The sequence below is a fragment of the Bacillus sp. FSL P4-0334 genome, assembly GCF_038004825.1.
GTDB classification, from domain to species: Bacteria; Bacillota; Bacilli; order Bacillales; family Bacillaceae; genus Bacillus; species Bacillus velezensis.
The window spans coordinates 1,912,535-1,935,000 of record NZ_JBBORX010000001.1 but is presented as its reverse complement, the minus strand read 5'-3'; the positions used below and the strand labels follow the sequence as shown (position 1 = coordinate 1,935,000).

The following is a 22,466-nucleotide window of genomic DNA, read 5'->3' as shown; positions in this document are numbered from 1 at the left end:
GTGTGTACAAGGCCCGGGAACGTATTCACCGCGGCATGCTGATCCGCGATTACTAGCGATTCCAGCTTCACGCAGTCGAGTTGCAGACTGCGATCCGAACTGAGAACAGATTTGTGGGATTGGCTTAACCTCGCGGTTTCGCTGCCCTTTGTTCTGTCCATTGTAGCACGTGTGTAGCCCAGGTCATAAGGGGCATGATGATTTGACGTCATCCCCACCTTCCTCCGGTTTGTCACCGGCAGTCACCTTAGAGTGCCCAACTGAATGCTGGCAACTAAGATCAAGGGTTGCGCTCGTTGCGGGACTTAACCCAACATCTCACGACACGAGCTGACGACAACCATGCACCACCTGTCACTCTGCCCCCGAAGGGGACGTCCTATCTCTAGGATTGTCAGAGGATGTCAAGACCTGGTAAGGTTCTTCGCGTTGCTTCGAATTAAACCACATGCTCCACCGCTTGTGCGGGCCCCCGTCAATTCCTTTGAGTTTCAGTCTTGCGACCGTACTCCCCAGGCGGAGTGCTTAATGCGTTAGCTGCAGCACTAAGGGGCGGAAACCCCCTAACACTTAGCACTCATCGTTTACGGCGTGGACTACCAGGGTATCTAATCCTGTTCGCTCCCCACGCTTTCGCTCCTCAGCGTCAGTTACAGACCAGAGAGTCGCCTTCGCCACTGGTGTTCCTCCACATCTCTACGCATTTCACCGCTACACGTGGAATTCCACTCTCCTCTTCTGCACTCAAGTTCCCCAGTTTCCAATGACCCTCCCCGGTTGAGCCGGGGGCTTTCACATCAGACTTAAGAAACCGCCTGCGAGCCCTTTACGCCCAATAATTCCGGACAACGCTTGCCACCTACGTATTACCGCGGCTGCTGGCACGTAGTTAGCCGTGGCTTTCTGGTTAGGTACCGTCAAGGTGCCGCCCTATTTGAACGGCACTTGTTCTTCCCTAACAACAGAGCTTTACGATCCGAAAACCTTCATCACTCACGCGGCGTTGCTCCGTCAGACTTTCGTCCATTGCGGAAGATTCCCTACTGCTGCCTCCCGTAGGAGTCTGGGCCGTGTCTCAGTCCCAGTGTGGCCGATCACCCTCTCAGGTCGGCTACGCATCGTCGCCTTGGTGAGCCGTTACCTCACCAACTAGCTAATGCGCCGCGGGTCCATCTGTAAGTGGTAGCCGAAGCCACCTTTTATGTCTGAACCATGCGGTTCAGACAACCATCCGGTATTAGCCCCGGTTTCCCGGAGTTATCCCAGTCTTACAGGCAGGTTACCCACGTGTTACTCACCCGTCCGCCGCTAACATCAGGGAGCAAGCTCCCATCTGTCCGCTCGACTTGCATGTATTAGGCACGCCGCCAGCGTTCGTCCTGAGCCAGGATCAAACTCTCCGATAAAGTAGTTTGACTGACTACGCACATCGCTGTGCGGTTTATTTAAAACTTTGAATTAACAGGTACGTTTTGTCTTGTTTAGTTTTCAAAGATCATTTCAACCTCATCTCGAGGCGACTTTTTCAGTATAACATTTCAGCGAGTTGCTGTCAAATGTTTTTTTGTTTTTATTTCTCCGCCGCTGTGAGCTTTTTGTTGAAGCGCATCAGCGACGTTTAATAATATACCATGCCTATGATTCAGCGTCAACACTTTTTTTGAAAGAATATCCTCGATGATATACTTCCTGCCCTTTGGTCTCTATTTGAGATACTTCAACAAAGCCTTTTTCCGTCAGGTAATCAAGCATGACACCAAGATCTTGGGTGAAGTGCACCAGTTCAGGGTGCTGAAGCAATTCTCCAAACTGCCACAGTTCTTTTTCTTTCATCACTTGAAAAAGGTGCGCAGAACCGATTTCAGCTTTTGAATGGATGAGAAAATCATTTGCTAAGAATAATAATTCGAGTCTTTTCTCCAAACTTTCGTGACTCTCGACAAGTTCGGAATATAGCTTATATACCTGCGGCTCAATGTGACGGACCTGGTTCCAGACTGTCGTTTCGGGATAAAACCCCCGGTCAATCACTTCTATGCGGGCCAAGTGGTGAAGAGCATGCACTACCGCATAATATGCATCCAGAAAATGATCAGCTTCAAAAAACGCTTTTCCTTCTACAAATCTTCTGATCAGCTTGCCGTATTCCATTCCGATCTTTAATTTCCGCTCGGCGAAAGGAAAAGTGCTGAGCCGGTCATTGAGTTCAGATATATATTCATTGCGGTCAAACAGCACTTTGCCGTTGATGATCCAATCTATGACTCTTCTATTGGTCCCAAGCAGAATCCATTCCTGAAGCAGAGCATCCGTTACAATATGTAAAGAAGCGGTTTTTTGTTCGAATTCATAATGCTTTATAAAAAGAGGTTCATCAGCCTGTTTGACAATGACAAGCATGACCGCATCAAAGTTATCCGTGATGGATGATGCTTTACTCCTTCTCTCAATCATAAGGACGGCCAGCGTATCGGGATGACTTGCTCTTTCTTGGTAAATTGGACGGAGAAGATTGTCCATTACGATTCCTCCAATGCGATTGTTTCACTAGCTATTGTTTCTACATTTCTATGATAAAACATGAAAGTCCTTTTTTCTAAACACATTGCACTATTATAACAAATTTCCTTTCAGGTGCCATATTTATTCTTCCCTTTCCTTACGAAAACATGAAGAATATGCCATCTGTTTTGTGCTATAGTTAAACGAGAGGGGGATGGACATGGCGAAATACTCCAGCAAAATTAATAAGATCAGAACGTTTGCGTTAAGTTTGGTTTTCGTTGGGTTTATCATTATGTACATCGGGCTGTTCTTTAAGCAGTCTGTTTTGCTTGCCAGCTTGTTTATGATTCTCGGCCTGCTGTCGATCGGGCTCAGCACCGCCGTTTATTTTTGGATCGGCATGCTGTCCACAAAAGCGGTCCGGGTGATGTGCCCCGCTTGCGAGAAAGAAACGAAGATTCTGGGCAGAGTGGATATGTGCATGCATTGCAGAGAGCCGCTTACATTGGATAAAGGATTGGAAGGCAAAGCGTTCGATGAGTCTTATAACAGAAAAAACAGTGTAAAATAAACGAAGCTGACCGTATCAAAGCGGTCAGCTTCGTTTAGTGGTTTTCTTTTTTGGAACATTCTTGGCAGACGCCGTAAATCTCCAAACGGTGGTGGCTTACCTTAAACCCCGTGACGTGAGCCGCAAGCTGTTCCACTTCGTCAAGCCCGGGATAATGGAAGTCTACGATTTTTCCGCAGCTTTCACAAATGGCGTGATAATGGTCAGAGGTGACAAAGTCAAATCTGCTGGACGCATCTCCGTACGTCAGTTCCTTTACAAGCCCCGCTTCCCGGAATACACGCAAATTGTTATACACTGTCGCAACACTCATATTAGGGAATTTCCCTTCCAAGGCTTTATATATATCGTCCGCTGTCGGATGTGCCATAGAATCCACGAGATATTCCAGAATGGCATGACGTTGAGGAGTAATCCGGACTCCCGTATCCTTCAACGTGTCTAAGGCTTCTTTTAATTCATGTGCAGCCATCCGTCATGCACCTCTCTTCTAAAAAAGATTCTTACTTTATAATGTTTATAATTAGTGTACATCTTTTTCCGGTCTCCTGTCAAATGTAATCTGAAGAAAACCCCGTGAGTTCAGCATTTGTCCATTAATTAGACGCAATTTGTTCCAATTCGCGAAGCGCCTCGGCAACGTGATCTTTCACTTTTACCTTTCTCCACTCCTTCACAAGACGGCCTTCTTTGTCTAACAAAAAAGTGGATCGCTCGATACCCATATATTCTTTCCCAAAATTCTTCTTCAGCTTCCACACATCAAAAGCTTCCGCCAATTTGTGCTCATCATCAACGAGGAGCTGGAAAGGAAGATCGTGTTTTTGCTTAAATTTTTCATGTTTGTCACGGCTGTCAGGGCTTACTCCGATAATAACCGCATCAAGTCCCGCGAAACTTTCGTGCTGATCACGGAAATCACATGCTTCCGTCGTGCATCCGGGTGTCATGTCTTTCGGATAAAAATAGAGAACGACGTACTTCCCTTTAAAATCCGTCAATGCTACTTCTTCCCCGCTGTCATTCACTAATTTCATATCCGGTGCTGTTTGTCCGATTTCAATCGTCATTTCTTATACCTCCGGGTTTTTTATTAAGCGTATCCAATTCACGTTAAGATTACAACCGTTATCCTCCCGCTCTTTTCTGGAAGCATGAACCGTTGTGCTCGCAATGAAGCATGCTACAATAGAACATGATGTAAGGAGATATTAGGAGGGTCATTTTTGTATACAAAATCAGTTGAACTTCATAAGGAAGCGTTAGAGCATATCGTCGGAGGCGTGAACAGCCCGTCCAGATCCTATAAAGCGGTAGGCGGCGGTTCACCCGTTGCGATGGAAAAAGCGAACGGCGCTTATTTCTGGGATGTAGACGGGAATCAGTATATCGATTATTTAGCGGCTTACGGCCCGATTATTACCGGACATGCCCATCCGCATATAACTGAAGCGATTAAAACAGCGGCTGAAAACGGCGTGCTGTACGGGACGCCGACCAAACATGAGGTCACTTTCGCCAAAATGCTGAAGGAGGCCATTCCTTCACTTGATAAAGTACGATTCGTAAACTCGGGCACTGAAGCGGTAATGACAACGATCCGGGTTGCACGCGCTTATACAGGCCGGACAAAAATCATTAAATTCGCTGGCTGCTATCACGGCCATTCTGATCTTGTACTTGTCGCTGCGGGTTCCGGTCCGTCTACGCTCGGCACTCCTGATTCCGCCGGCGTGCCGAAAAGCATCGCCAATGAGGTGATTACCGTTCCTTTCAATGACATTGAAAGCTACAAAGCCGCGCTGGATAAATGGGGTTCAGAAATTGCAGCGGTTCTCGTCGAGCCGATCGTCGGCAACTTCGGCATCGTTGAACCTGAAGAAGGATTTTTAGAACAGGTAAATGAATTGACCCATAAAGCGGGCGCGCTCGTCATTTATGATGAAGTGATCACGGCGTTCCGTTTTATGTATGGAGGCGCGCAGGATCTTCTTCAAGTGAAGCCTGATTTAACGGCGCTCGGTAAAATTATCGGGGGCGGCTTGCCGATCGGCGCTTACGGAGGCAAAAAAGAGATCATGGAGCAGGTTGCTCCGCTCGGCCCGGCATATCAAGCCGGCACAATGGCCGGAAACCCGGCATCTATCCTATCAGGCATCGCCTGCCTGGAAGTGCTGAAGGAAGAAGGCGTTTATGAGCGGCTTGATGAGCTCGGCGCCAGACTTGAGCAAGGCATTCTCGCCCATGCGGAGACACACGGCATTACCATCACCGTCAACCGTTTAAAAGGCGCGCTCACGGTTTACTTCACTGATGAAAAGATCGTCAATTACGAGCAGGCGGAAAATACGGACGGAGAAGCATTCGCCAAGTTCTTCAAGCTGATGCTTGAGCGCGGCATCAATCTCGCTCCATCGAAGTATGAAGCTTGGTTTATCACAACCGCACATACTGAAGAGGATATCGACGCCACTTTACAAGCCGTTGAAGATGCGTTCAGACATATGAAAAAATAACTGCTGAAACAAGCGGGAGCCCGGGGCTTCCGCTTTTTCTTTTTGTCCGATTTGTGAGATAATGGTTTTTTCAAAAAAAGACCTTGAATAATTGGTATGATCCCTGTATATTACTTTATTGTTTAGCAAATCAGCCGACAGGGAAATGTAAGTGTCAGCCGTTCGTTCGGCACATAATTTATTAGAGAAAGGAATGCACGCACAAACCAATGAAACTTGGTGCCCGCATTTTTAAAACAGGGATTGCGATTACGCTCGCGCTCTACTTAGCATCATGGATCGGACTTCCGTCGCCGATCTTTGCCGGGATTGCAGCTATATTTGCCATACAGCCCTCTATTTACAGGTCTTTTCTTATCATTATTGATCAGGTTCAGGCAAATATCATCGGCGCTGTCATCGCTACGGCATTCGGACTGATTTTCGGACCGAGTCCGATTATGATCGGATTGACCGCAGTGATTGTCATCACGATCATGTTAAAACTGAAAATTGAACACACCATTTCGATTGCGCTCGTGACGGTTATCGCAATTTTAGAAACACCGGGAAACAGCTTCCTGACGTTCGCTCTGATACGAACAAGCACCGTTATTTTAGGCGTGCTGTCTTCTTTTATTGTGAACCTTGTGTTTCTTCCGCCGAAATACGAAACGAAGCTGACTCATCATACGGTTGAATATACCGATGAGATCATGAAATGGATCAGGCTGACGATGCGTCAGTCCACGGAACACTCGATATTGAAAGAGGATATTGAGAAGCTGAAGGAAAAGATGATGAAGCTTGATCATACGTACCTTCTTTATAAAGAGGAGAGAAGCTACTTTAAGAAAACGACGTATGTAAAGTCGCGCAAGCTTGTATTGTTCAGACAGGCGATTATTACGGCGAATCGGGCGCTTGATACGCTGAAAAAGCTGCACCGCTATGAAAACGAGATTTATCATATGCCGGAGGAATTTCAGGAGACGCTGACAGAAGAAATTGATTATCTGCTTCATTGGCATGAAAGGATTCTGATGCGGACGGTCGGCAAGATCAAACCGCATGATGACGATGCTGAAGAAAGCATAAGATATAAACAGCTTTTGACGAAGTCTTTCTTGAAAAATCAGCAGAACTGCGAGGATGAACTGCTTGATTACAATATGCTCAGCATTATGGCTGCGGTTGCGGAATACCGCGAGCAGCTGGAGCATCTCGATACATTAATTACGAGTTTTCAGACATACCACCCGAAAGACAGCGAATTAGAAACAGACGAAGAGTAACCCGGTGCTTCCGTAAAACCGGGTTTTTTTGCATTCAAAAAAACGTATGCCGCCCATTCGGACGGCATACGTTTTTGTATCAGTTCAAATTCTGAATCGTAAATAAGTGTCTGTACTGGCCGCCTTGGGCCATTAATTCCTCGTGCGTGCCGGTTTCGACGATGGCGCCGTTTTCCATGACGACAATTTTATCCGCGTGCGTAATCGTGGACAGCCTGTGGGCGACGATAAAAGTCGTCCGGTTTTTCGCAAGCTTTTCCATCGCTTCCTGAATGTAGTGTTCACTTTCAAGATCAAGAGCCGATGTCGCTTCATCCAAGATTAACAGCGGCGGATTTTTTAAGAATACACGCGCGATGGAAATCCGCTGTTTCTGCCCGCCTGACAATTTGACGCCCCGTTCGCCGACTTTGGTTTCATAACCTTCTGGGAAATTCATAATAAATTCATGGGCATTTGCCGCTTTCGCAGCCGCAACCACCTCATCCAGAGACGCTCCCGGTTTACCGATGGCGATATTTTCACGAATCGTCTCACTGAACAGAAACGTATCCTGAAGCACCATTCCGACTTGATTGCGGAGGCTTCTCGCTTCATAATCGCGAATATCTGTGCCGTCAATCAGCAGGCTGCCGCCGGATACATCATAAAAACGCGGTATGAGGCTGACAAGCGTCGATTTACCGCCGCCGCTCATCCCGACGAGCGCGACGGTTTCCCCTTTTGTCACCTTTAAGGAAACGTCCTGCAAAATCGTTTCTTTTCCTTCCTCATAACGGAACGAGACATTTCGGAATTCAACTTCGCCCTTAATGCCGTCAGCTTTTACTGCATTCGGTTTATCAGTCAGTTCATACGGCTCGTCGATAAATTCAAATATGCGGTCCATTGAAGCGATCGACTGGGTCAGCGTCGTCGATGAGTTGATCAATCTTCTGACCGGATTGTACATTCTGTCAATATAGCCGACGAACGCAACCATCGTCCCTACCGTCAGCGGACCGTTTATGACAAAATAACCCGCAAACGCGATAACGAGCAGCGGCGCCAAATCCGTAATGGTATTCACGACTGCAAACGTTTTTGCGTTCCAATTCGTATGACGGATCGCTCTGTCCAGAAAATGTCCGTTTTTTTCATCAAAATTGGCTTGTTCATAATCTTCAATGGCAAAACTTCTGATGACGGGCATCCCCTGAACTCGTTCGTGCAAATGTCCCTGAACTTGGGCGAGTGCCTGAGAACGCTCACGTGTCAGTTTTCGGAGGCGGCCGTAAAAGTATTTCACTGAAATTCCGTATAACGGAAACAAAATGACAGATATCAATGTCAGCTTGACATCGAGTGTAAACATAATGCAGATGACGATTAGCACCGTCATCATATCAAGCCAGATATTCATCAGTCCCGTTATGACAAAGTCTTTTGTCTGTTCGACATCATTTATCACCCGGGAAATGACTTCGCCCGTTCTCGTGTTGGCATAAAACCTCAGGCTCAATTTTTGAATATGATCAAACAATACTCCCCTGATATCATAGAGCACCCGGCTGCCCGTCCATTGCGCGAAATATTGCCGATAGTACTCTACCGGGGGACGCAGAATTAAAAACAGCACAAACATGATGCCCATTATCGTGAATAGCGATGATGTTTTAGCGCTTGCCGTTCCGCTCCCTTGAATAATGTCATCGACCACGTATTTTAACAGCAGCGGGAGAGCCAGCGGGATGGAGAATTTTATGATGCCGATTAACACTGTGATAAAAATTTGTTTTTTATAAGGTTTTACAAATTGCATATAGCGTCTGATTACGCCCACACTTTATCCCCCTCTCTCTTTAAGGCGTGTGAGCCCATGTGAAAAACCTGTTGACACCCCAACAGGTTTTTTTTATTGTATTCTTTATTTTGTATATCGCAGATACCGTTCATACCACATATCAACAAATTCCGGAGCAAACGGTCCTTTCCGCTGATGAATCCAGTGCAGCAGCGTATTCAGATACTCCTTCAGAATGCTGTCGATCTCTTTAGGGTAATTCATTGATTTGCGGTGGTCATCGTATTCATCCTCGTCAAGAATGTTATACGTCATATCCGGAAACACCTTGACATCCAAATCGTAATCAATATATTTGATGGCCTCTCCGTCATAAGCGAACGGCGAGCTGATGTTGCAATAATAGTGTACCCCGTCATCTCTCAGCATTCCGATGACGTTAAACCACTGACGGGCATGAAAGTAGCAGATCGCCGGTTCTCTCGTCACCCACGTCCGTCCGTCGGATTCCGTCACCATTGTCCGGTCGTTGGCTCCGATGATACACAATTCCGTACTTTTTAAAATCGTCGTTTCATTCCAAATTCGATGAAGCAGCCCGTTATGCTTATAGCTGTGAATTTGAATGGTTTCTCCTTCCTTGGGATATCCCATATTTCTCCCCTACTTTCTGTAAAGCCCTGCAGTCAATGCAGCCGCAATTGCTTTCCGACAAGTCTTTTCACTATTATAACGTTACGAATTAAAAAATGAAAATAAAAGAACCACTCCGCTTCCGGAATGGCACATTCATTTCTGCACATAGGAAGACGGCTTTTCCGTGCTGCGATAAGACTGGATGACTTGCTCTGTCTGCCTTTGGAATAACTCCTGTATGCCGGCCAGATCTTTTCGCTTTGTCGCAATTTCGTCCTGTACATTGTCCAGCTTTGCATCTCTTTCCAGACTGATGAGTTCCGCTTCCACCTGGCGGCAGCGGTCAAGTTCTGACTGCAGCTCGAGAAGCTGATCCATGATTTTCATCTGTTCACTTACAAGCTTTTCAAACTCTGACATCGGGTTCCTCCTTAGGCTTTTAGGTTGATACTCCTTACCATTTCGATTTTCCGCCGGAAAACCCTTTGACTCATTCTGTAGAGGAATCACAAGTTTTGTCGTTTTGCCAACAAAAAAAAGCACTTCCATCCGAAGATGAAGTGCTTTTTCGTTTCAGTGATTAGCTGTTTTGTTGTTTGTTTTGTTCAGCAGATTGGTTTTGCTTTCTTACCTGCTGCACATCAGTTTCACTGCCGAATTCAGTGCCGAATTGACCCTGACCGGAAGCTGATTGCTGGTTTTGTTTTTTCACCTGCTGAACGTCTGTTTTGCTGAATTTTGAGTTTGCCATTGTTATCACCTCCACGCACTTTAGAATGCGCAGGAGACGATAAGGCTATTCATCTTTTTTTAAAACTTATACGAGCAGAGAACGCCCGCCGTCAATAATAATGGTCTGGCCGCGGATCATGTCCGCTTTTGAAGAAACTAAAAACTCCACCGTATCGATCATATCTTTAATTTCGACCATTCTGCCGGCCGGCGTATTTTGGCGGGCATCTTCCAGCAGTTCATCTCTGTTAGGGAAATGCTTCAGCGCGTCCGTATCAATCGCTCCGCCTGACACCGCGTTTACGATGATATTTTTCGAAGACAGCTCAACCGCCAGATAACGGGTTAACGATTCTAAAGCGGCTTTTGAGACTCCGACCGTCGTATAGTTTTCAAGATAGCGGATGCTGCCGAGCGAGCTGATGCTGACGATGTGGCCGCCTCCGTTTTTCTCCATCATCTTTGCCGCTTCCTGGGCGCAGAAAAGCAATGCTTTCGCATTGATATTCATCGTCCAGTCCCAGTGTGTTTCTTCGAGTTCCATGACCGGTCTCAGCACGCCTGAAGCCGCATTATTGACGAACACGTCCAGTCTGCCGAATGTTTCGTCAATCTGGCGGAACATGTCTTTGATTTTTGCCGGCTGGCCGACATTGGCTTTAATGACGAGCGTTTTAACGCCGAGTTTTTCAATTTCTTCGGCGGTTTCTAATGCCGCTTTTTTACTGCGGGCGTAATTGATGACGATGTTGTATCCTTTTTCCGCGAGTCTGATGGCGGCTGCTTTCCCGACGCCGCGGCTGCTTCCCGTGATCAGTGCGCATTTATTTTGTTCCATTTTTCCTCAGCTCCTTGCTGTGTATAGTTCTTTTCATTCAACAAACAATAAAAGCAATATGTGTTGAAAGGGGTCTTTTATATGTATGTCGGACGTGATATGGGCGAATTGGCCATGATGCCCAAAAAAGATTGGAGAGATTCAGAGCTCGCCTATTTCCATCATGCCTTCCAGCAAATTATGCCGTATTTAAACGAAGAAGGCCAGTCCAAATACCGGGAACTGATTCAGGAAATCGAAGCCCGCGGCGGACTGAAACGGAATGAAGCGGATTACGGCCACGGCACTCGCGTCAGCTATGACTGACGCTTTTTACAGGCGGCCGTTTTCTTCCGCCATTTTCCATATCTTTTGATGAGAAACGGGAAATGCGTATTCCTCGAGCTCCTCTTTTGTGACCCGTATGAATTCCGTTGTATCCGACACTTGTTTTACTTTACCGAAAAAGACCGAAATATTCCATACGAGATGGGTGAAAACATGTTCTACGATGCCTTCCAGCTCCCCGATTTCAGCGGTTGTTCCCATCTCTTTTTCTAAATAGGCTTCAAGCTGCTCTCTTTCGGTTTTGATTCCTTTCTGGGTTTCGGTATTCGGAAACTCCCACAAGTTGGCGAGCAAGCCTTTTGGCGGCCGTTTATGAATATAGACATCGCCTTGATCGTCTGTCAGCACAACGGCTGCCATTGTTTTTATTCCGGGCTTTTTCTTTTTGCTTTTAACGGGCAGCTCCCGCTCTGTCCCTTCCGCAAATGCCGAACAGTGCTTTTGTACGGGGCAAAGCAGGCAGGACGGCGATTTCGGGGTGCAGATGATCGCGCCGAGCTCCATTAAACCCTGATTGAATTCAGATGGTTTTTCATGAGAAATGAAAGCGGATACCGCCTGTTCGAAAATGGTTCTGGTTTTAGGTTTTGCGATATCGTCCCATATGGAAAGAATTCTCGACATGACACGCATCACATTGCCGTCTACGGCGGGAATCGGTTTGTTGTATGCGATGCTGAGCACGGCGCCTTTTGTATAAGGGCCGACGCCTTTCAGTCCGCCAAATTCCTTTTCCTCGGCAGGGACGACTCCCCCGTACCGCTCATGCACTTCTTTTACGGCGCTTTGCAGATTTCTTACACGGGAGTAATAACCTAGCCCTTCCCAGGCTTTGAGCACTTTTTCCTCATCGGCTTCAGCGAGCGCCGAAACGGTCGGAAATTGCTCAACAAACCGCCGGAAATAAGGGATAACGGTTTCTACGCGCGTCTGCTGCAGCATCACCTCTGATACCCACACCCGATATGGGTCCTGATTTTCTCTCCACGGCAGAATTCTCTGTTCTCTTTCGAACCATGTAATTAAGTCCTCGCGAAATTTGTCTATATCTTTTTGTTTCATTTTTTCTTCAAGTGCGTTCATATCTTCTCCTCAGATGTTTCGGGTTCCGCTTTTCTTGACACCTTATTTTGGTGTAAACTTAGGGCACGTTACGATAATATGTTACATTAAATAGTGATAAAGAAAAAGCGGAAACATATGAGAACGGCGGATAAACGCCATGATTGGGCAAACAGAAAATGGGGAATATCTTATAATGCGAAATATGCGGGCGACTGATTGTTAACGCCTGCTAGGAGGTCAACAATGGATACTGGCACTCACGTTGTCATGGGTATCGCGCTTGGCGGAATCGCAACTCTTGATCCTGCCGTCGGCATGCACACCCCCATGTCTCAGGCAGTTATGATCGCCGCTCTTGCCGGCTCTCAGGCACCTGATATTGATACCATATTGAAGCTGAAAAATAATGCCGTTTATATTCGAAATCATAGAGGGTTCACGCACTCCATTCCCGCCGTTTTATTTTGGTCCGTTCTGATTCCGGGTATTTTGTTTATGTTTTATCCGGAAGCGAACTTTTTGCACTTGTGGCTGTGGACGCTTCTCGCTGTCGTTTTGCATGTGTTTGTTGACATTTTTAACGCGTACGGCACGCAGGCCATCCGCCCGTTTTCGAGAAAATGGATCGCTCTCGGTTTAATCAATACCTTTGATCCGTTTATTTTCGTCAGCCATTTGGCCGCGATTGCCATGTGGTATATCGGAGGTCATCCGGGCGTGACATTTCTGATGCTTTATATCATCCTCGCAGGATATTACGCCGTCCGGTTTTTGATGCAGCTGCGGATAAAGCGAAGGCTGCGCGAAATGATTGAAGAGGAGATTGAAACCATCATTATTTCGCCGACGATGAAATTCAGGCAGTGGCGTATCGCCGTGACGACGGCGCATGCCTTTTATGTCGGCAGAAGCCTTGACGGCCATGTCGTGATATTGGATACATTCAACCGCGTGCCCGTTCCGGAAACCGATGTGATGAAGGCCGCAAAACAGGACGAAAATATTGCAGCCTTTCTTTCATTTTCCCCCGTTTACAGGTGGGAGGTCGATACCTTTAAAGATCATTATGAGGTGCGTTTTATTGATTTACGCTACCGGAGCAAAGGCCACTATCCTTTTGTCGCCATCGTCCACCTCAGTCATGATTTAGAGCTTCTCTCTTCTTACACGGGCTGGATTTTCAGCGAGGAAAAATTGCAGAAAAAATTAAAGCTCGGCTCTGTTTAAGAGCCGGGCTTTTTTTGTCTTCTCACATATATAACCGCAAACACGAGGCTGATCACCGATAGAGCGGCCGCGGGTTTAAAAAACGGCGGGAAATACGTTAATTGAATATCGTTTTTTCCTTTTTGCGCTTTAAATCCGATAAAGGAATAATCCGCTTTTTCAATCTGCTCTTTTCTGCCGTTTATCTTCAGCTCCCAGCCTTTTTCATATGGAATCGGAAGCATGATATACGGCGCGCGGGTTTTGTTATCATACGAGATATGAAGCGTATTTCCGCGCCAGCTGAGATCGGCCCGCGGTTCTTTTTCCGCTTTTCGGTATGCGCTTTTCAGCGTATCGTACCGTTCTTCATAAAGCGCCAGTCCGTCAAGCTGATAAGATCCTTTCGGCAGACGGATTTGGATGTTTTTTGTTTTCGGCACTCTGACAGTAAGATCGTTGATACCTGTTTTGTAAATGGATTGATTCGATTTTCTCGTTGTCGTGTAATCGTTCACTTTTAATGTAAAGCCCTGGTCCTTCGCTTTATTCTTCAAATAAAAGCTGACGTAATAATCGCCGCCGTCCATCTTAGCGGCTTGCGGCGTAATGATCAGGCCGCCGCCGTCTTCGTTTACCGTCAGGATGCCGTTATGATAATCGCCATGTTCGGCCGCTACCTCTGCATGGCGGATCATATTATTCGCCTCAGGCGCTTTTTTCGTGTTGGTTGTGCTTGATTCCGTGACGATCCCGTCAAGCATTGCCCGTTCCCTGGCAAGGGCGGGCGCTTTTTTCAGGCCGCCCTCGTTATATACGCGATCGGCTGTCCGTACGAACGGAAGCATATATTGATTTTGATAAACCGCATAATGGGTTGATTCCATGATTTTTTTGAACCCGTACGGCACGCCGGCCTCGTTTGTTTTTTCCGTCATATAATATTTTCCGTAAAGCAGGCTGTATAAATTAGCCCTGTTTCCTAATGTGGCATAACGGCTGACGCTTTCTCTGCCCATGTCAATCCGGAGGTCGTTCCAGTAAAAGGACAGCAGATTGCGGTTCAGTATGCTTGAGTATACGCTGAATCCGTTGAATCCGTATATGATCGGGGTGTTATTGAAAACACCGTTCATCCAATCTAAACGGGCAAACGGATCAGGGTCTTTTTCTTTCAGACGCTGAATGAGCTCTGATTGTTCTTTGCCTTTATAGTCAGCACCCGTCATAAAGGTATGCGATACCGTATAAATCTTCCCGCCTTCTGATAAAGCATATTTTTCATATGTATTAGCCGTAAGCACAGCCGTAAGCAAAATGACGGCATAGACGGCGGGCACCGCGCCTTTCAGTCTTGTCTTTGCTGCAAAGAAAGCGGCTATGCTCAGCACCAGAAGAAGGATGACGGGCAGGTTGGCGTGATCAGAAATATCCAGACTGTACCGCCTCACCTGGCTCCAATAGAGCAGAACGACGAGTACGGCGGACATCAGCATACTCTTCATGCTGATGTCTGAAAGCTTAGAAAGCCCGGCTGAAACCGTTCCGGCAATCGTGAAGCACAGGACGTATTCAAACCTGTTCTGCGGAGCTGAAAAACCGTTAAAGGCACTTGCCGCGAACGGACTGAAGTGAAACAGAATATACAGCAGACTGATTCCCGCAAACAGCCGGAACAAGCGGTTTTTGTATAAAGTAAATGTAAATAGAAAAAGCAAAAAAGCCGCCGGCAGGATAATAATCCGGCTTGAAAATAAAATGTTGTCGGAAAAATCAAGCCATGCAATATGCTCTGAATACGGCGGCCGCAGATTATGAAGGTATCCGTATACGACAGGAATAAAGGAAACTGCGCTTATGCCGAACCCGAGAAGGCCCGACAGAATAAATATCCTGCATTGAGTGAGCTTTTTCGCCTCATTGCCTTCAAGGGGGATCACCCACCTGAATAAGATATAAATGCCGATGAAAATCAGATTAATATACGCAAAATAAAAGTTGTTGATCAATGTCAGCGCACAGGCGAAGATAAACCACGCCGGCTTTTTTTCCCGGATGATTTTTTCCGCGCCCAACACAAGCAACGGCAGCCACACCATACTGTCAGTGAAAAAGTCCCAATATACCTCATGCCGGAAGTAAATAATCGAGACCCCGTACAACACGGCGCCGGCAAAAGCAGGCACCGTCCGTTTGACGAAATAACGGAACACACACGCCGCCGTGAATATGATAAAACTCTGCTTGGCAATGCTGATAAAAACGGAGGCCTGCGCCCAAAACAGCGCATCAGCCTCACCCGTCAGCTGAATAAGCTGCAAAAAGCGGACAGCGGCGGAGATAAACAGGAATAGAAAAGAAGTAGAGAAATAATAGCCGAGCTGACTGTACACGCCCCCGCCCAGTCCGAACGAATAGCTGTAAAACAGCCTGCCGTTCATATATTGATCAAACAGCAGCTTTTTGAAGACCGCCATTTGGGCGATCCCGTCTCCAGACCCCGTCATATAGCGGCCTGCCGACCACTCTTTTAAGAAAAAAATATGAGCGGCTGCCGCAGCCAGCACACAGGCTGCCGGCAAGATCCATTTATTTTTTTTCATACAACGTCCCCAGACCCTGCGCACAGCGGCGGCTGTTTAATGGTTCCACTTGCGCTTTTTTGTATAATTCGATTCATTTTGTTCTCCGTATGTTATATTCGCTTCTTTAATTAAATAGTGCGGGCGTTTTTTTGTTTCATAGTAAATCCGGCCGATGTATTCTCCGATGATGCCGAGACTCAAAAGCTGGATGCCCCCTAAAAACAGCACGGCGGAAATAATGGTGAAGTATCCGGGTACGGACACGCCGTGTGTCAGAATATGAACAAAGGTCGTTACAATATACACCATCGACAAAAGCAATATCAGAATACCGGTGAAAAAGCATACCCTAAGGGGCTTGTTGTTGAAGGAGACGACACCGTCCATTCCGTAGTTGAACAAATTGCTGAATGACCATTTGGACGTGCCGTTCTTCCTTTCGACATTTTCATAAAATACGATTTTCTGGTCAAACCCGATCCAGCAGAACAGCCCTTTCGAGAAACGGTTCCCTTCACTCAGCTCCAAAAGGGCATCAACGGCCTGCCGGCTCAGCAGGCGGAAATCTCCGACCCCGTCACGCAGGTCCACTTCGACGGCTTTGTTGATAAATTTATAATACAGGGAAGAAAGCACGGAACGCACGGGGCTGTCCCCTTTTCGGTTGCGCTGCGCGATGACTTGGTCATACCCTTCTTCATAGCCTTGAATGAAGTCTTTCAGCAGATGGGTCGGATGCTGCAGATCGGCGTCCATCACGATTACCGCTTCGCCCTGCACGTGTTCAAATCCTGCCAAAATGGCCGCTTCTTTCCCGAAGTTGCGGGAAAAAGATATGTATTTGACGCGATGGTTTCTGGCGGCCAGTTCTTTAATCTGCTGAAGGGTGTCATCCGCGCTTCCGTCATTGATGTAGAAAATTTCATAGTCATAATGAATCGTCTGAAACTCTTTTTTTAAAGATTCATGGATGAGCTTGACGTTGTTCCCTTCATTGTAAGACGGAATAATAATTGAGATTAACCTTTGTTTCATGAAGGCACCTTCTTTGTATTATTCTTTTTTTAGGACTGCCTTAAGGAATTGTCCGCAAAACTTCAGTAAGGCTTTTCCTTTTTTTAATGACGTTTAAACCCTTTTTTTGTTACAGGGAAAGAAAATTTTTTCTGCATATGGTTTATATTTTGTCATGTTTTTCGGCAGATATGAGAAAAAAAAGAAAAAGTCTGTACGCGGGACAGACTTTATTGCTGAAGGTATTCATGAATCAAATGGCTGACGATGCGCGGTTTTTCGTGAATGACCCAATGTGAGGCATCATCTATGAAGATTAAGTCGCCGTTTGGAATCATCCGTTTTGTTTCTTTGGCGAGCTTTTTGCTCAGCGCTCGGTCATTGACGCCCCATATTAATCGGTACGGAACGGGCATTTTAAGCGGAACGGCAGGGCCTAAACCGCCGGCTCTGATCGCCCGGTACCAGTTCAGCATCGCCGTGAGCGCTCCTTTTCTGCCCCAAGCTTCTTTGTAGCTGTCGACATCTTCCCGTGAAAAAAGCGCCGGGCGTTCGGATAAGCCGATCGCGTGATCCAATACGCGGTAATTGTCTTCAGACAATCTCCGTTCCGGCTTTTCCGGAAGCTGAAAGAACGCGATATAAGAGCTTTTCTTCCACTGCGGCGGGTAGAACGGTGTGACCTTCCGCATAACCGCCGGGTGCGGGATATTGACCGTGATCAATTTTTCAACGTATTGCGGCCGCGTGGATGCCAAATGCCAGGCCACGGCTCCTCCCCAATCGTGTCCGATGACGACGGCTTTGTCATCTGTAAAATGAGTGATCAGCCCGATAATGTCGTCTCTGAGCGTATCAATGGTATAGTTTTCAATGCCCTCCGGTTTGTCACTGAGATTATAGCCGCGCTGATCAGGCACGACAACATGGTATCCGGCATCCGCCAGCGGTTTGATCTGGCTTTTCCAGCCGTACCAGAATTCCGGAAACCCGTGCAGCAGCACCGCCAAAGGACCGTCTTTCGGACCGGCTGAAGCCGTGTGCAGCGTCACTCCGTTTGTTTCGATCATGTGAAACGTAATGTCATTCATCGATTCTCCTCCCCTTTTGTTTCAATCTTCTTTCTGTTAAGACGATGATCAGTACGCTGATCGCAATCAATAATACGGCCTGAACGATCAGGGCGAACGGCTGAGTCAGCCGGATAAGCAGGCTGCCCGCAAATCCAGCTGCCGCCGATATAAGGCCGAACAAAATCATGAGGAGCGCACTGAATCGATTGCCTTCTTTCCACTGCGACTCATCCGCCATAGAGCGCTTCGTCCGATATCCGTACAGACTGTTGATCGACTTCGGCGGAAAAAATGTGACTGAAATGCCGGCCGCAGCCATCAGAAGGCCGCCGATTACCATTATCATATCCGTCACTCTCCTTTTCATCTTTTACGAAAGGAAAGACGGAAGGTTTCAGAAAAAAAGCAGGCTCATTCGCCTGCCTGAATCTTTATTTTTGAGTTAAGTCGGCCGTTTTCACATAACCTGCTTTCCCGCCGTATGTGACGTACGCCCATTTACGGTCAAATCCTCCGTCATGGCTGAACCCCCAGCCGAGCACATTGACGGTTTCACCCGCTTTAACGGACCCTTTTTTGCCGGTTTCCAAAGTCGGCGTATAAAAAGCGGTTTGTTTCGCCGTCACCGCCTTCACCGGCTGCTTCATCAGAAAATGTGTGGAGATATAGGCTTTGTGCCCTTTGTAGTCAATCTCAGCCCAATCTGCTCCTTGAAGCCGTTTAACCTTTACGGAATCCTCTGAACGAAGCGTGCCGATAATCGACCCTTGTTTATTTGGTTCTTTGCGGACGTTAAGTTCTCCTGCTTTCACGATATATGTATCTGCTGCGGTGTCTATTTTTGTCTGGTGAACTGCTGCGGCATTCGCTGCCGGATCGAAAAAAACGGTGCCTGCGGCTAAAAATAAGCAAAGTCCTGCGGCCGGAATAAATGCGGTTAACCCCTTTTTCATGTTCATTGTGGTTCCTCCCCGCTATTTTATAAGTTATTACACATTTCCACATTCCGCCGGTCGCCAAACATGATTTTTCTATTTCTTTTATAAAAAAAAACCGCCGGACGATATCCGGCGGGTGCACTGCTATGTTAATGCAGGAGACCCCTGCTTTGATCCAAATAATGAGAAACGTCTTCCCGAACGCTCTGGAACATATGGAGCTTGCTGCCGTATGATTCGATCCATTCCTTGACGACGCGTTCCGTCATTTGCTCTCCTTGATACGGGCGGCCGGCTTTTGCATAAGTCGCTTCGAAATCTCCCCATAAAAGCTCAACCCAAGTTCGCGCTTGCAAATAGCTGAGCATGTCATTTTTCTCAAGCAGCAAATTCGTCAGTTTGTCGATATATGTATTCATGTCTCTGTCTCCTTTCCTTGGGAAAACCTGCTGCTTTTACGCAGCTTGTCACAGGCATATACTAACTTTACGTCTTCAGTCCAGAAGGCGCAACCTTTTGATATTGGCCGAGGGGGAAAACAAATGGTCCGGAACAAGGCAAAAGGATTTCCTAATCAGAACAATAATAAGTTTGAAGGCGAACCGCGGGCAAAGGATGACTACGCTTCTAAACGGGCGGACGGTTCAATTAATTCGCACCCGCAAGAACGCATGAGAGCTTCAGGCAGGCGATAACACACACACCGTAAGAGACCGGGAATGACCCGGTCTTTTTTTTTGCGGAAAAAAACATCCTTTTGCGGTCATAACGCTAAATAAATTCCATAATATGTTAAATGTTAAAACGAAAGCCGGTAGACAAAAAAGGAGGGGTTTTATAAAATGAAGACAGTTTCAAAACGATTTCTGAGCCTTACCGCATTCTTACTGTCAGTTTCATTATTTGCTGTTTCAGCTGAAGCAGCGGGCAGCCCGCAGACATCTGTATCAAACAGCGGTGAGAAGTTTGACGCACATCAGAATCAGCCTGTACAAACAACACAGACATCCCCCGCTTATGAAGGAACGGGCCTCACCAAAAGACAGCTTGCACAAAACAGCAAAGCTGACATCAAGTCATTAAAGCCTTCCAGTATTATTGGGACAGACGAACGAATCAGAATTTCTCCTACAACATCATTTCCATATCGAGCGACAGCACAGCTGACCGTTACATACAGCGGCAGCACAAGCACCTACGGATGCACCGGTTTTTTTGTCAATGCCGACACGATCGTTACGGCGGGACATTGCGTGTATGACCAGAAAAACGGCTGGGCATCGAAAATTACGGCAGCTCCAGGCCGCAACGGATCATCGTACCCGTACGGCTCTTATTCAGGCAAGACATTCTACAGTGTCAAAGGGTGGACAGAAAACGGTGACACAAACTACGACTACGGCGCAATCAAAGTAAACGGGTCGCCCGGGAATACCGTCGGCTGGTACGGCTACCGGACGACCAACAGTTCCAGTCCGGCCGGGCTTTCCTCAACCGTGACAGGATATCCGTGCGACAAAGTGTCCGGTTCCATGTGGTCGGACAGCAAGCCGATTCGTTCTGCCGAGACATATAAACTCACTTACACGACAGATACGTTCGGCTGCCAGAGCGGATCGCCCGTTTACCGCAATTACAGCGACACCGGCCAGACCGCCATTGCCATTCATACAAACGGCGGGTCGTCTTACAATCTGGGAACAAGGGTGACAAACAGTGTATTCGACAACATTCAATATTGGTCAAATCAATAAAGCTTTTGTTTTCTTTCTCGCGGCGGCCGTTTTATGCGGATGCGGCAAAGCGGATGATTCCGCCGCCAAAAAAGCATTGCCCGTTACGCTCCATGTTGAGGATGCAGACGGTTCACCGGCGGCCGGTGTGACGGTCACCGTGATGAAAGCGGCGGAGTCAGATCATCAGCCGAATATAGACCGCGGAGAGATAATAGGCAAGACTGATCACCACGGCGAGATTGCATGGAAAAGCGGCGCGAAAGGAACCTATGCCGTCGTTTTTGAAAAAGACGGAGTACCGGAAACCCGGAATATTTCCTTAGCCGAGAGTGATAAACATACGGTGATCAGCATTACATTGAAACAATGAAAAAAGCTTGCAGGCGGAATATCCCCTGCAAGCTTTTTGTTATCCTTTATGCACTTGGTATTCATAAACATCTTTCTTCTCAGACAGATGAGCGAACGTGGAAAGCACAAGGCCGAGAGCCGTCATCAGCGCACCGCCGGCAAACAGCCATGAGTAAGATCCCGTTCCCCCGAGAATCAATCCGCCGATCCAGGCGCCGAGCGCGTTTGCCAGGTTAAAGGCGGAAACGCTCACCGCAGCGGCGATTGTCGTGCCGTTTTCAGAGGAAGAAATAACCTTGGTCTGCAAAAGCGGCGGCGTGCCGAACGCACATGCGCCGAATAAAAATGTCGCTGAAACGGCGGCGGCGGGAAAAACAGCGATATAAGGGAAAATCGCCAAGACGCCGATCAAGCCGATCATCACACCGATCATCGTGCGTGTCAGCAGTTTGAGCGGCACTTTCCCCGCGAAGAAATTCCCCGCCACTCCGCCGAGACCGTAGGCAAATAATGCGCCTGTGATGCCGACTGTGCCGAACCCCGCTGAATCTCTTAAAATCGGCTCAATAAACGTGTAAGCGATAAATACGCCTGAGTAGCCGAGAATGGTGATCGCAAAGGAAAAAATCACTTGCTTATGCTTAAAGACACTCCATTCATTCATCAGCATCGGAATCACTTTCGGTTTCCGGTTCGGTACGACCAGCATCAGTCCGATCAGCCCGATCATGCCTAAAACGGAAATAATGAAAAAGACGGCCCGCCAGTTAAGGGCATCCCCTAAATAAGAGCCGAACGGGACACCGAGCATCAGCGCCACGGTTAATCCGCCGTTCATGGAAGCCGCGGCGGCGGAACGTTTTTCAGGCGGCACCATTTCACTCGCAAACACCATGGCGATCGCAAAAAAAGCTCCGTGGATGGATGCGGATAAAATTCTGGAAATCGCCAGCACGGCGAAGTTTGGCGCAAAGACGCTCATCAGGTTGGCAAGGACGAAGATGCCCATCAACCCTAGCAGCACCGGCTTTCTCGGCAGCTTAACCGCGATAATGGTTACGATCGGGCCCGTCAGGCAGACGCTTGCCGCGTACGCCGTAACAAGCATGCCCGCTGAAGATACATGTATATGAAAGTCATCGGCAATCGACGTCAGAATACCCATGACAGCATATTCCGTATACCCGATGGAAAATGTGCAAATCATTAAAACAAAAATCATTAATTTCACTGATGGCTGTTTCATTTTGATATTCAACGCAAATCGCCTCCTTTTTATTAAAAAACAACGAATTCCATCTTAAAAGATATCAAAA

23 protein-coding genes, 1 rRNA gene and 1 pseudogene (1 of these 25 cut by a window edge) are annotated in these 22,466 nt (G+C 47.2%); 8 read left to right on the top strand and 17 right to left on the bottom strand.

Annotation, left to right across the window (positions count from 1 at the left end; genetic code table 11):
- Both NSQ37_RS09870 and NSQ37_RS09865 read right to left on the bottom strand, forming a co-directional pair.
- Positions 1–1,406, bottom strand: a 16S ribosomal RNA gene (locus tag NSQ37_RS09870) (it extends 144 nt beyond the left edge of the window).
- A gap of 229 nt (positions 1,407–1,635) precedes the next feature.
- Positions 1,636–2,520: a nucleotidyltransferase-like protein gene (locus NSQ37_RS09865; RefSeq protein WP_015239435.1), complete on the bottom strand. Its 885-nt coding sequence runs from the start codon at positions 2,518–2,520 to the stop codon at positions 1,636–1,638.
- Positions 2,521–2,722: 202 nt separating this feature from the next.
- Between NSQ37_RS09865 and NSQ37_RS09860 the strand changes: the two genes are divergently transcribed.
- The gene (locus NSQ37_RS09860) at positions 2,723–3,076 is read left to right on the top strand and encodes a YgzB family protein (protein ID WP_007408568.1); all 354 of its coding nucleotides are present in this window, start codon (positions 2,723–2,725) and stop codon (positions 3,074–3,076) included.
- A gap of 34 nt (positions 3,077–3,110) precedes the next feature.
- On the opposite strand, the gene perR is transcribed toward NSQ37_RS09860, so the two are convergent.
- The gene (perR, locus tag NSQ37_RS09855; protein WP_003155465.1) at positions 3,111–3,548 is read right to left on the bottom strand and encodes a peroxide-responsive transcriptional repressor PerR; all 438 of its coding nucleotides are present in this window, start codon (positions 3,546–3,548) and stop codon (positions 3,111–3,113) included.
- Between the two features lie 124 nt (positions 3,549–3,672).
- Positions 3,673–4,146, bottom strand: coding sequence for a thioredoxin-dependent thiol peroxidase (gene bcp, locus NSQ37_RS09850; protein ID WP_003155466.1), 474 nt, complete (start codon positions 4,144–4,146; stop codon positions 3,673–3,675).
- Between the two features lie 156 nt (positions 4,147–4,302).
- Here bcp and NSQ37_RS09845 point away from each other — a divergent pair, with 156 nt between their 5' ends.
- Positions 4,303–5,592, top strand: coding sequence for a glutamate-1-semialdehyde 2,1-aminomutase (locus NSQ37_RS09845; protein ID WP_007408567.1), 1,290 nt, complete (start codon positions 4,303–4,305; stop codon positions 5,590–5,592).
- Positions 5,593–5,801: 209 nt separating this feature from the next.
- Positions 5,802–6,866: an aromatic acid exporter family protein gene (locus tag NSQ37_RS09840; protein WP_007610190.1), complete on the top strand. Its 1,065-nt coding sequence runs from the start codon at positions 5,802–5,804 to the stop codon at positions 6,864–6,866.
- A gap of 79 nt (positions 6,867–6,945) precedes the next feature.
- Here the strand turns inward: NSQ37_RS09840 and NSQ37_RS09835 are convergent, their stop codons facing one another.
- From NSQ37_RS09835 to fabL, 5 genes and pseudogenes are all read right to left on the bottom strand, one after another.
- The gene (locus tag NSQ37_RS09835) at positions 6,946–8,688 is read right to left on the bottom strand and encodes an ABC transporter ATP-binding protein (RefSeq protein ID WP_012117125.1); all 1,743 of its coding nucleotides are present in this window, start codon (positions 8,686–8,688) and stop codon (positions 6,946–6,948) included.
- 84 nt (positions 8,689–8,772) lie between these two features.
- Complete coding sequence (ntdP, locus tag NSQ37_RS09830; protein WP_003155475.1) at positions 8,773–9,303, bottom strand: nucleoside tri-diphosphate phosphatase; 531 nt, start codon at positions 9,301–9,303, stop codon at positions 8,773–8,775.
- A gap of 135 nt (positions 9,304–9,438) precedes the next feature.
- Entirely contained in the window at positions 9,439–9,705 is a 267-nt protein-coding gene (locus NSQ37_RS09825; RefSeq protein WP_003155476.1) for a YgaB family protein, read from the bottom strand.
- Between the two features lie 160 nt (positions 9,706–9,865).
- Positions 9,866–10,018, bottom strand: a pseudogene (locus tag NSQ37_RS09820) (gamma-type small acid-soluble spore protein); the annotation flags it as partial.
- An 84-nt stretch (positions 10,019–10,102) separates the two neighbouring features.
- Positions 10,103–10,855, bottom strand: a complete 753-nt coding sequence (fabL, locus tag NSQ37_RS09815; RefSeq protein WP_032870733.1) for an enoyl-[acyl-carrier-protein] reductase FabL — start codon at positions 10,853–10,855, stop codon at positions 10,103–10,105.
- 81 nt (positions 10,856–10,936) lie between these two features.
- Here fabL and NSQ37_RS09810 point away from each other — a divergent pair, with 81 nt between their 5' ends.
- Positions 10,937–11,161: a hypothetical protein gene (locus NSQ37_RS09810; protein ID WP_007408563.1), complete on the top strand. Its 225-nt coding sequence runs from the start codon at positions 10,937–10,939 to the stop codon at positions 11,159–11,161.
- A 6-nt stretch (positions 11,162–11,167) separates the two neighbouring features.
- Here NSQ37_RS09810 and mutY read toward each other — a convergent pair whose 3' ends face one another.
- Positions 11,168–12,265, bottom strand: coding sequence for an A/G-specific adenine glycosylase (mutY, locus tag NSQ37_RS09805; RefSeq protein ID WP_043020691.1), 1,098 nt, complete (start codon positions 12,263–12,265; stop codon positions 11,168–11,170).
- A gap of 225 nt (positions 12,266–12,490) precedes the next feature.
- On the opposite strand from mutY, the gene NSQ37_RS09800 reads away from it, so the two are divergent.
- On the top strand, positions 12,491–13,474 hold the full coding sequence (locus NSQ37_RS09800; protein WP_015239434.1) for a metal-dependent hydrolase: 984 nt from the start codon (positions 12,491–12,493) through the stop codon (positions 13,472–13,474).
- Here the strand turns inward: NSQ37_RS09800 and NSQ37_RS09795 are convergent.
- The 6 genes from NSQ37_RS09795 to NSQ37_RS09770 form a co-directional block, all read right to left on the bottom strand.
- A complete protein-coding gene (locus NSQ37_RS09795; RefSeq protein WP_069007034.1) occupies positions 13,471–16,056 on the bottom strand; it encodes a YfhO family protein in 2,586 nt (861 codons plus the stop codon). The two genes, NSQ37_RS09800 and NSQ37_RS09795, sit on opposite strands and share 4 nt — an antisense overlap.
- A 36-nt stretch (positions 16,057–16,092) precedes the next feature.
- Positions 16,093–17,073 (bottom strand): glycosyltransferase family 2 protein, encoded by a 981-nt coding sequence (locus tag NSQ37_RS09790; RefSeq protein WP_341123664.1) that lies wholly within the window; start codon positions 17,071–17,073, stop codon positions 16,093–16,095.
- Between the two features lie 209 nt (positions 17,074–17,282).
- Positions 17,283–18,143, bottom strand: coding sequence for an alpha/beta fold hydrolase (locus tag NSQ37_RS09785; RefSeq protein ID WP_020955529.1), 861 nt, complete (start codon positions 18,141–18,143; stop codon positions 17,283–17,285).
- Positions 18,136–18,471, bottom strand: a complete 336-nt coding sequence (locus NSQ37_RS09780) for an SdpI family protein (protein ID WP_043020688.1) — start codon at positions 18,469–18,471, stop codon at positions 18,136–18,138. The genes NSQ37_RS09785 and NSQ37_RS09780 overlap by 8 nt, the downstream gene beginning before the upstream one ends.
- A gap of 85 nt (positions 18,472–18,556) precedes the next feature.
- A complete protein-coding gene (locus NSQ37_RS09775) occupies positions 18,557–19,084 on the bottom strand; it encodes an SH3 domain-containing protein (RefSeq protein WP_015417063.1) in 528 nt (175 codons plus the stop codon).
- A 128-nt stretch (positions 19,085–19,212) separates the two neighbouring features.
- Complete coding sequence (locus tag NSQ37_RS09770) at positions 19,213–19,482, bottom strand: YfhJ family protein (RefSeq protein ID WP_003155492.1); 270 nt, start codon at positions 19,480–19,482, stop codon at positions 19,213–19,215.
- Positions 19,483–19,605: 123 nt separating this feature from the next.
- On the opposite strand from NSQ37_RS09770, the gene NSQ37_RS09765 reads away from it, so the two are divergent.
- The 3 genes from NSQ37_RS09765 (at position 19,606) to NSQ37_RS09755 (ending at position 21,169) form a co-directional block, all read left to right on the top strand.
- Positions 19,606–19,758 (top strand): small, acid-soluble spore protein K, encoded by a 153-nt coding sequence (locus tag NSQ37_RS09765; RefSeq protein ID WP_003155495.1) that lies wholly within the window; start codon positions 19,606–19,608, stop codon positions 19,756–19,758.
- 147 nt (positions 19,759–19,905) lie between these two features.
- The gene (locus tag NSQ37_RS09760) at positions 19,906–20,817 is read left to right on the top strand and encodes a trypsin-like serine peptidase (protein ID WP_341123663.1); all 912 of its coding nucleotides are present in this window, start codon (positions 19,906–19,908) and stop codon (positions 20,815–20,817) included.
- Positions 20,780–21,169, top strand: coding sequence for a DUF2606 family protein (locus NSQ37_RS09755; protein WP_012117116.1), 390 nt, complete (start codon positions 20,780–20,782; stop codon positions 21,167–21,169). Before NSQ37_RS09760 ends, NSQ37_RS09755 begins: the two co-directional genes overlap by 38 nt.
- A gap of 39 nt (positions 21,170–21,208) precedes the next feature.
- On the opposite strand, the gene NSQ37_RS09750 is transcribed toward NSQ37_RS09755, so the two are convergent.
- Positions 21,209–22,402, bottom strand: coding sequence for an MFS transporter (locus NSQ37_RS09750; RefSeq protein ID WP_025284446.1), 1,194 nt, complete (start codon positions 22,400–22,402; stop codon positions 21,209–21,211).
- Positions 22,403–22,466 lie beyond the last annotated feature (64 nt).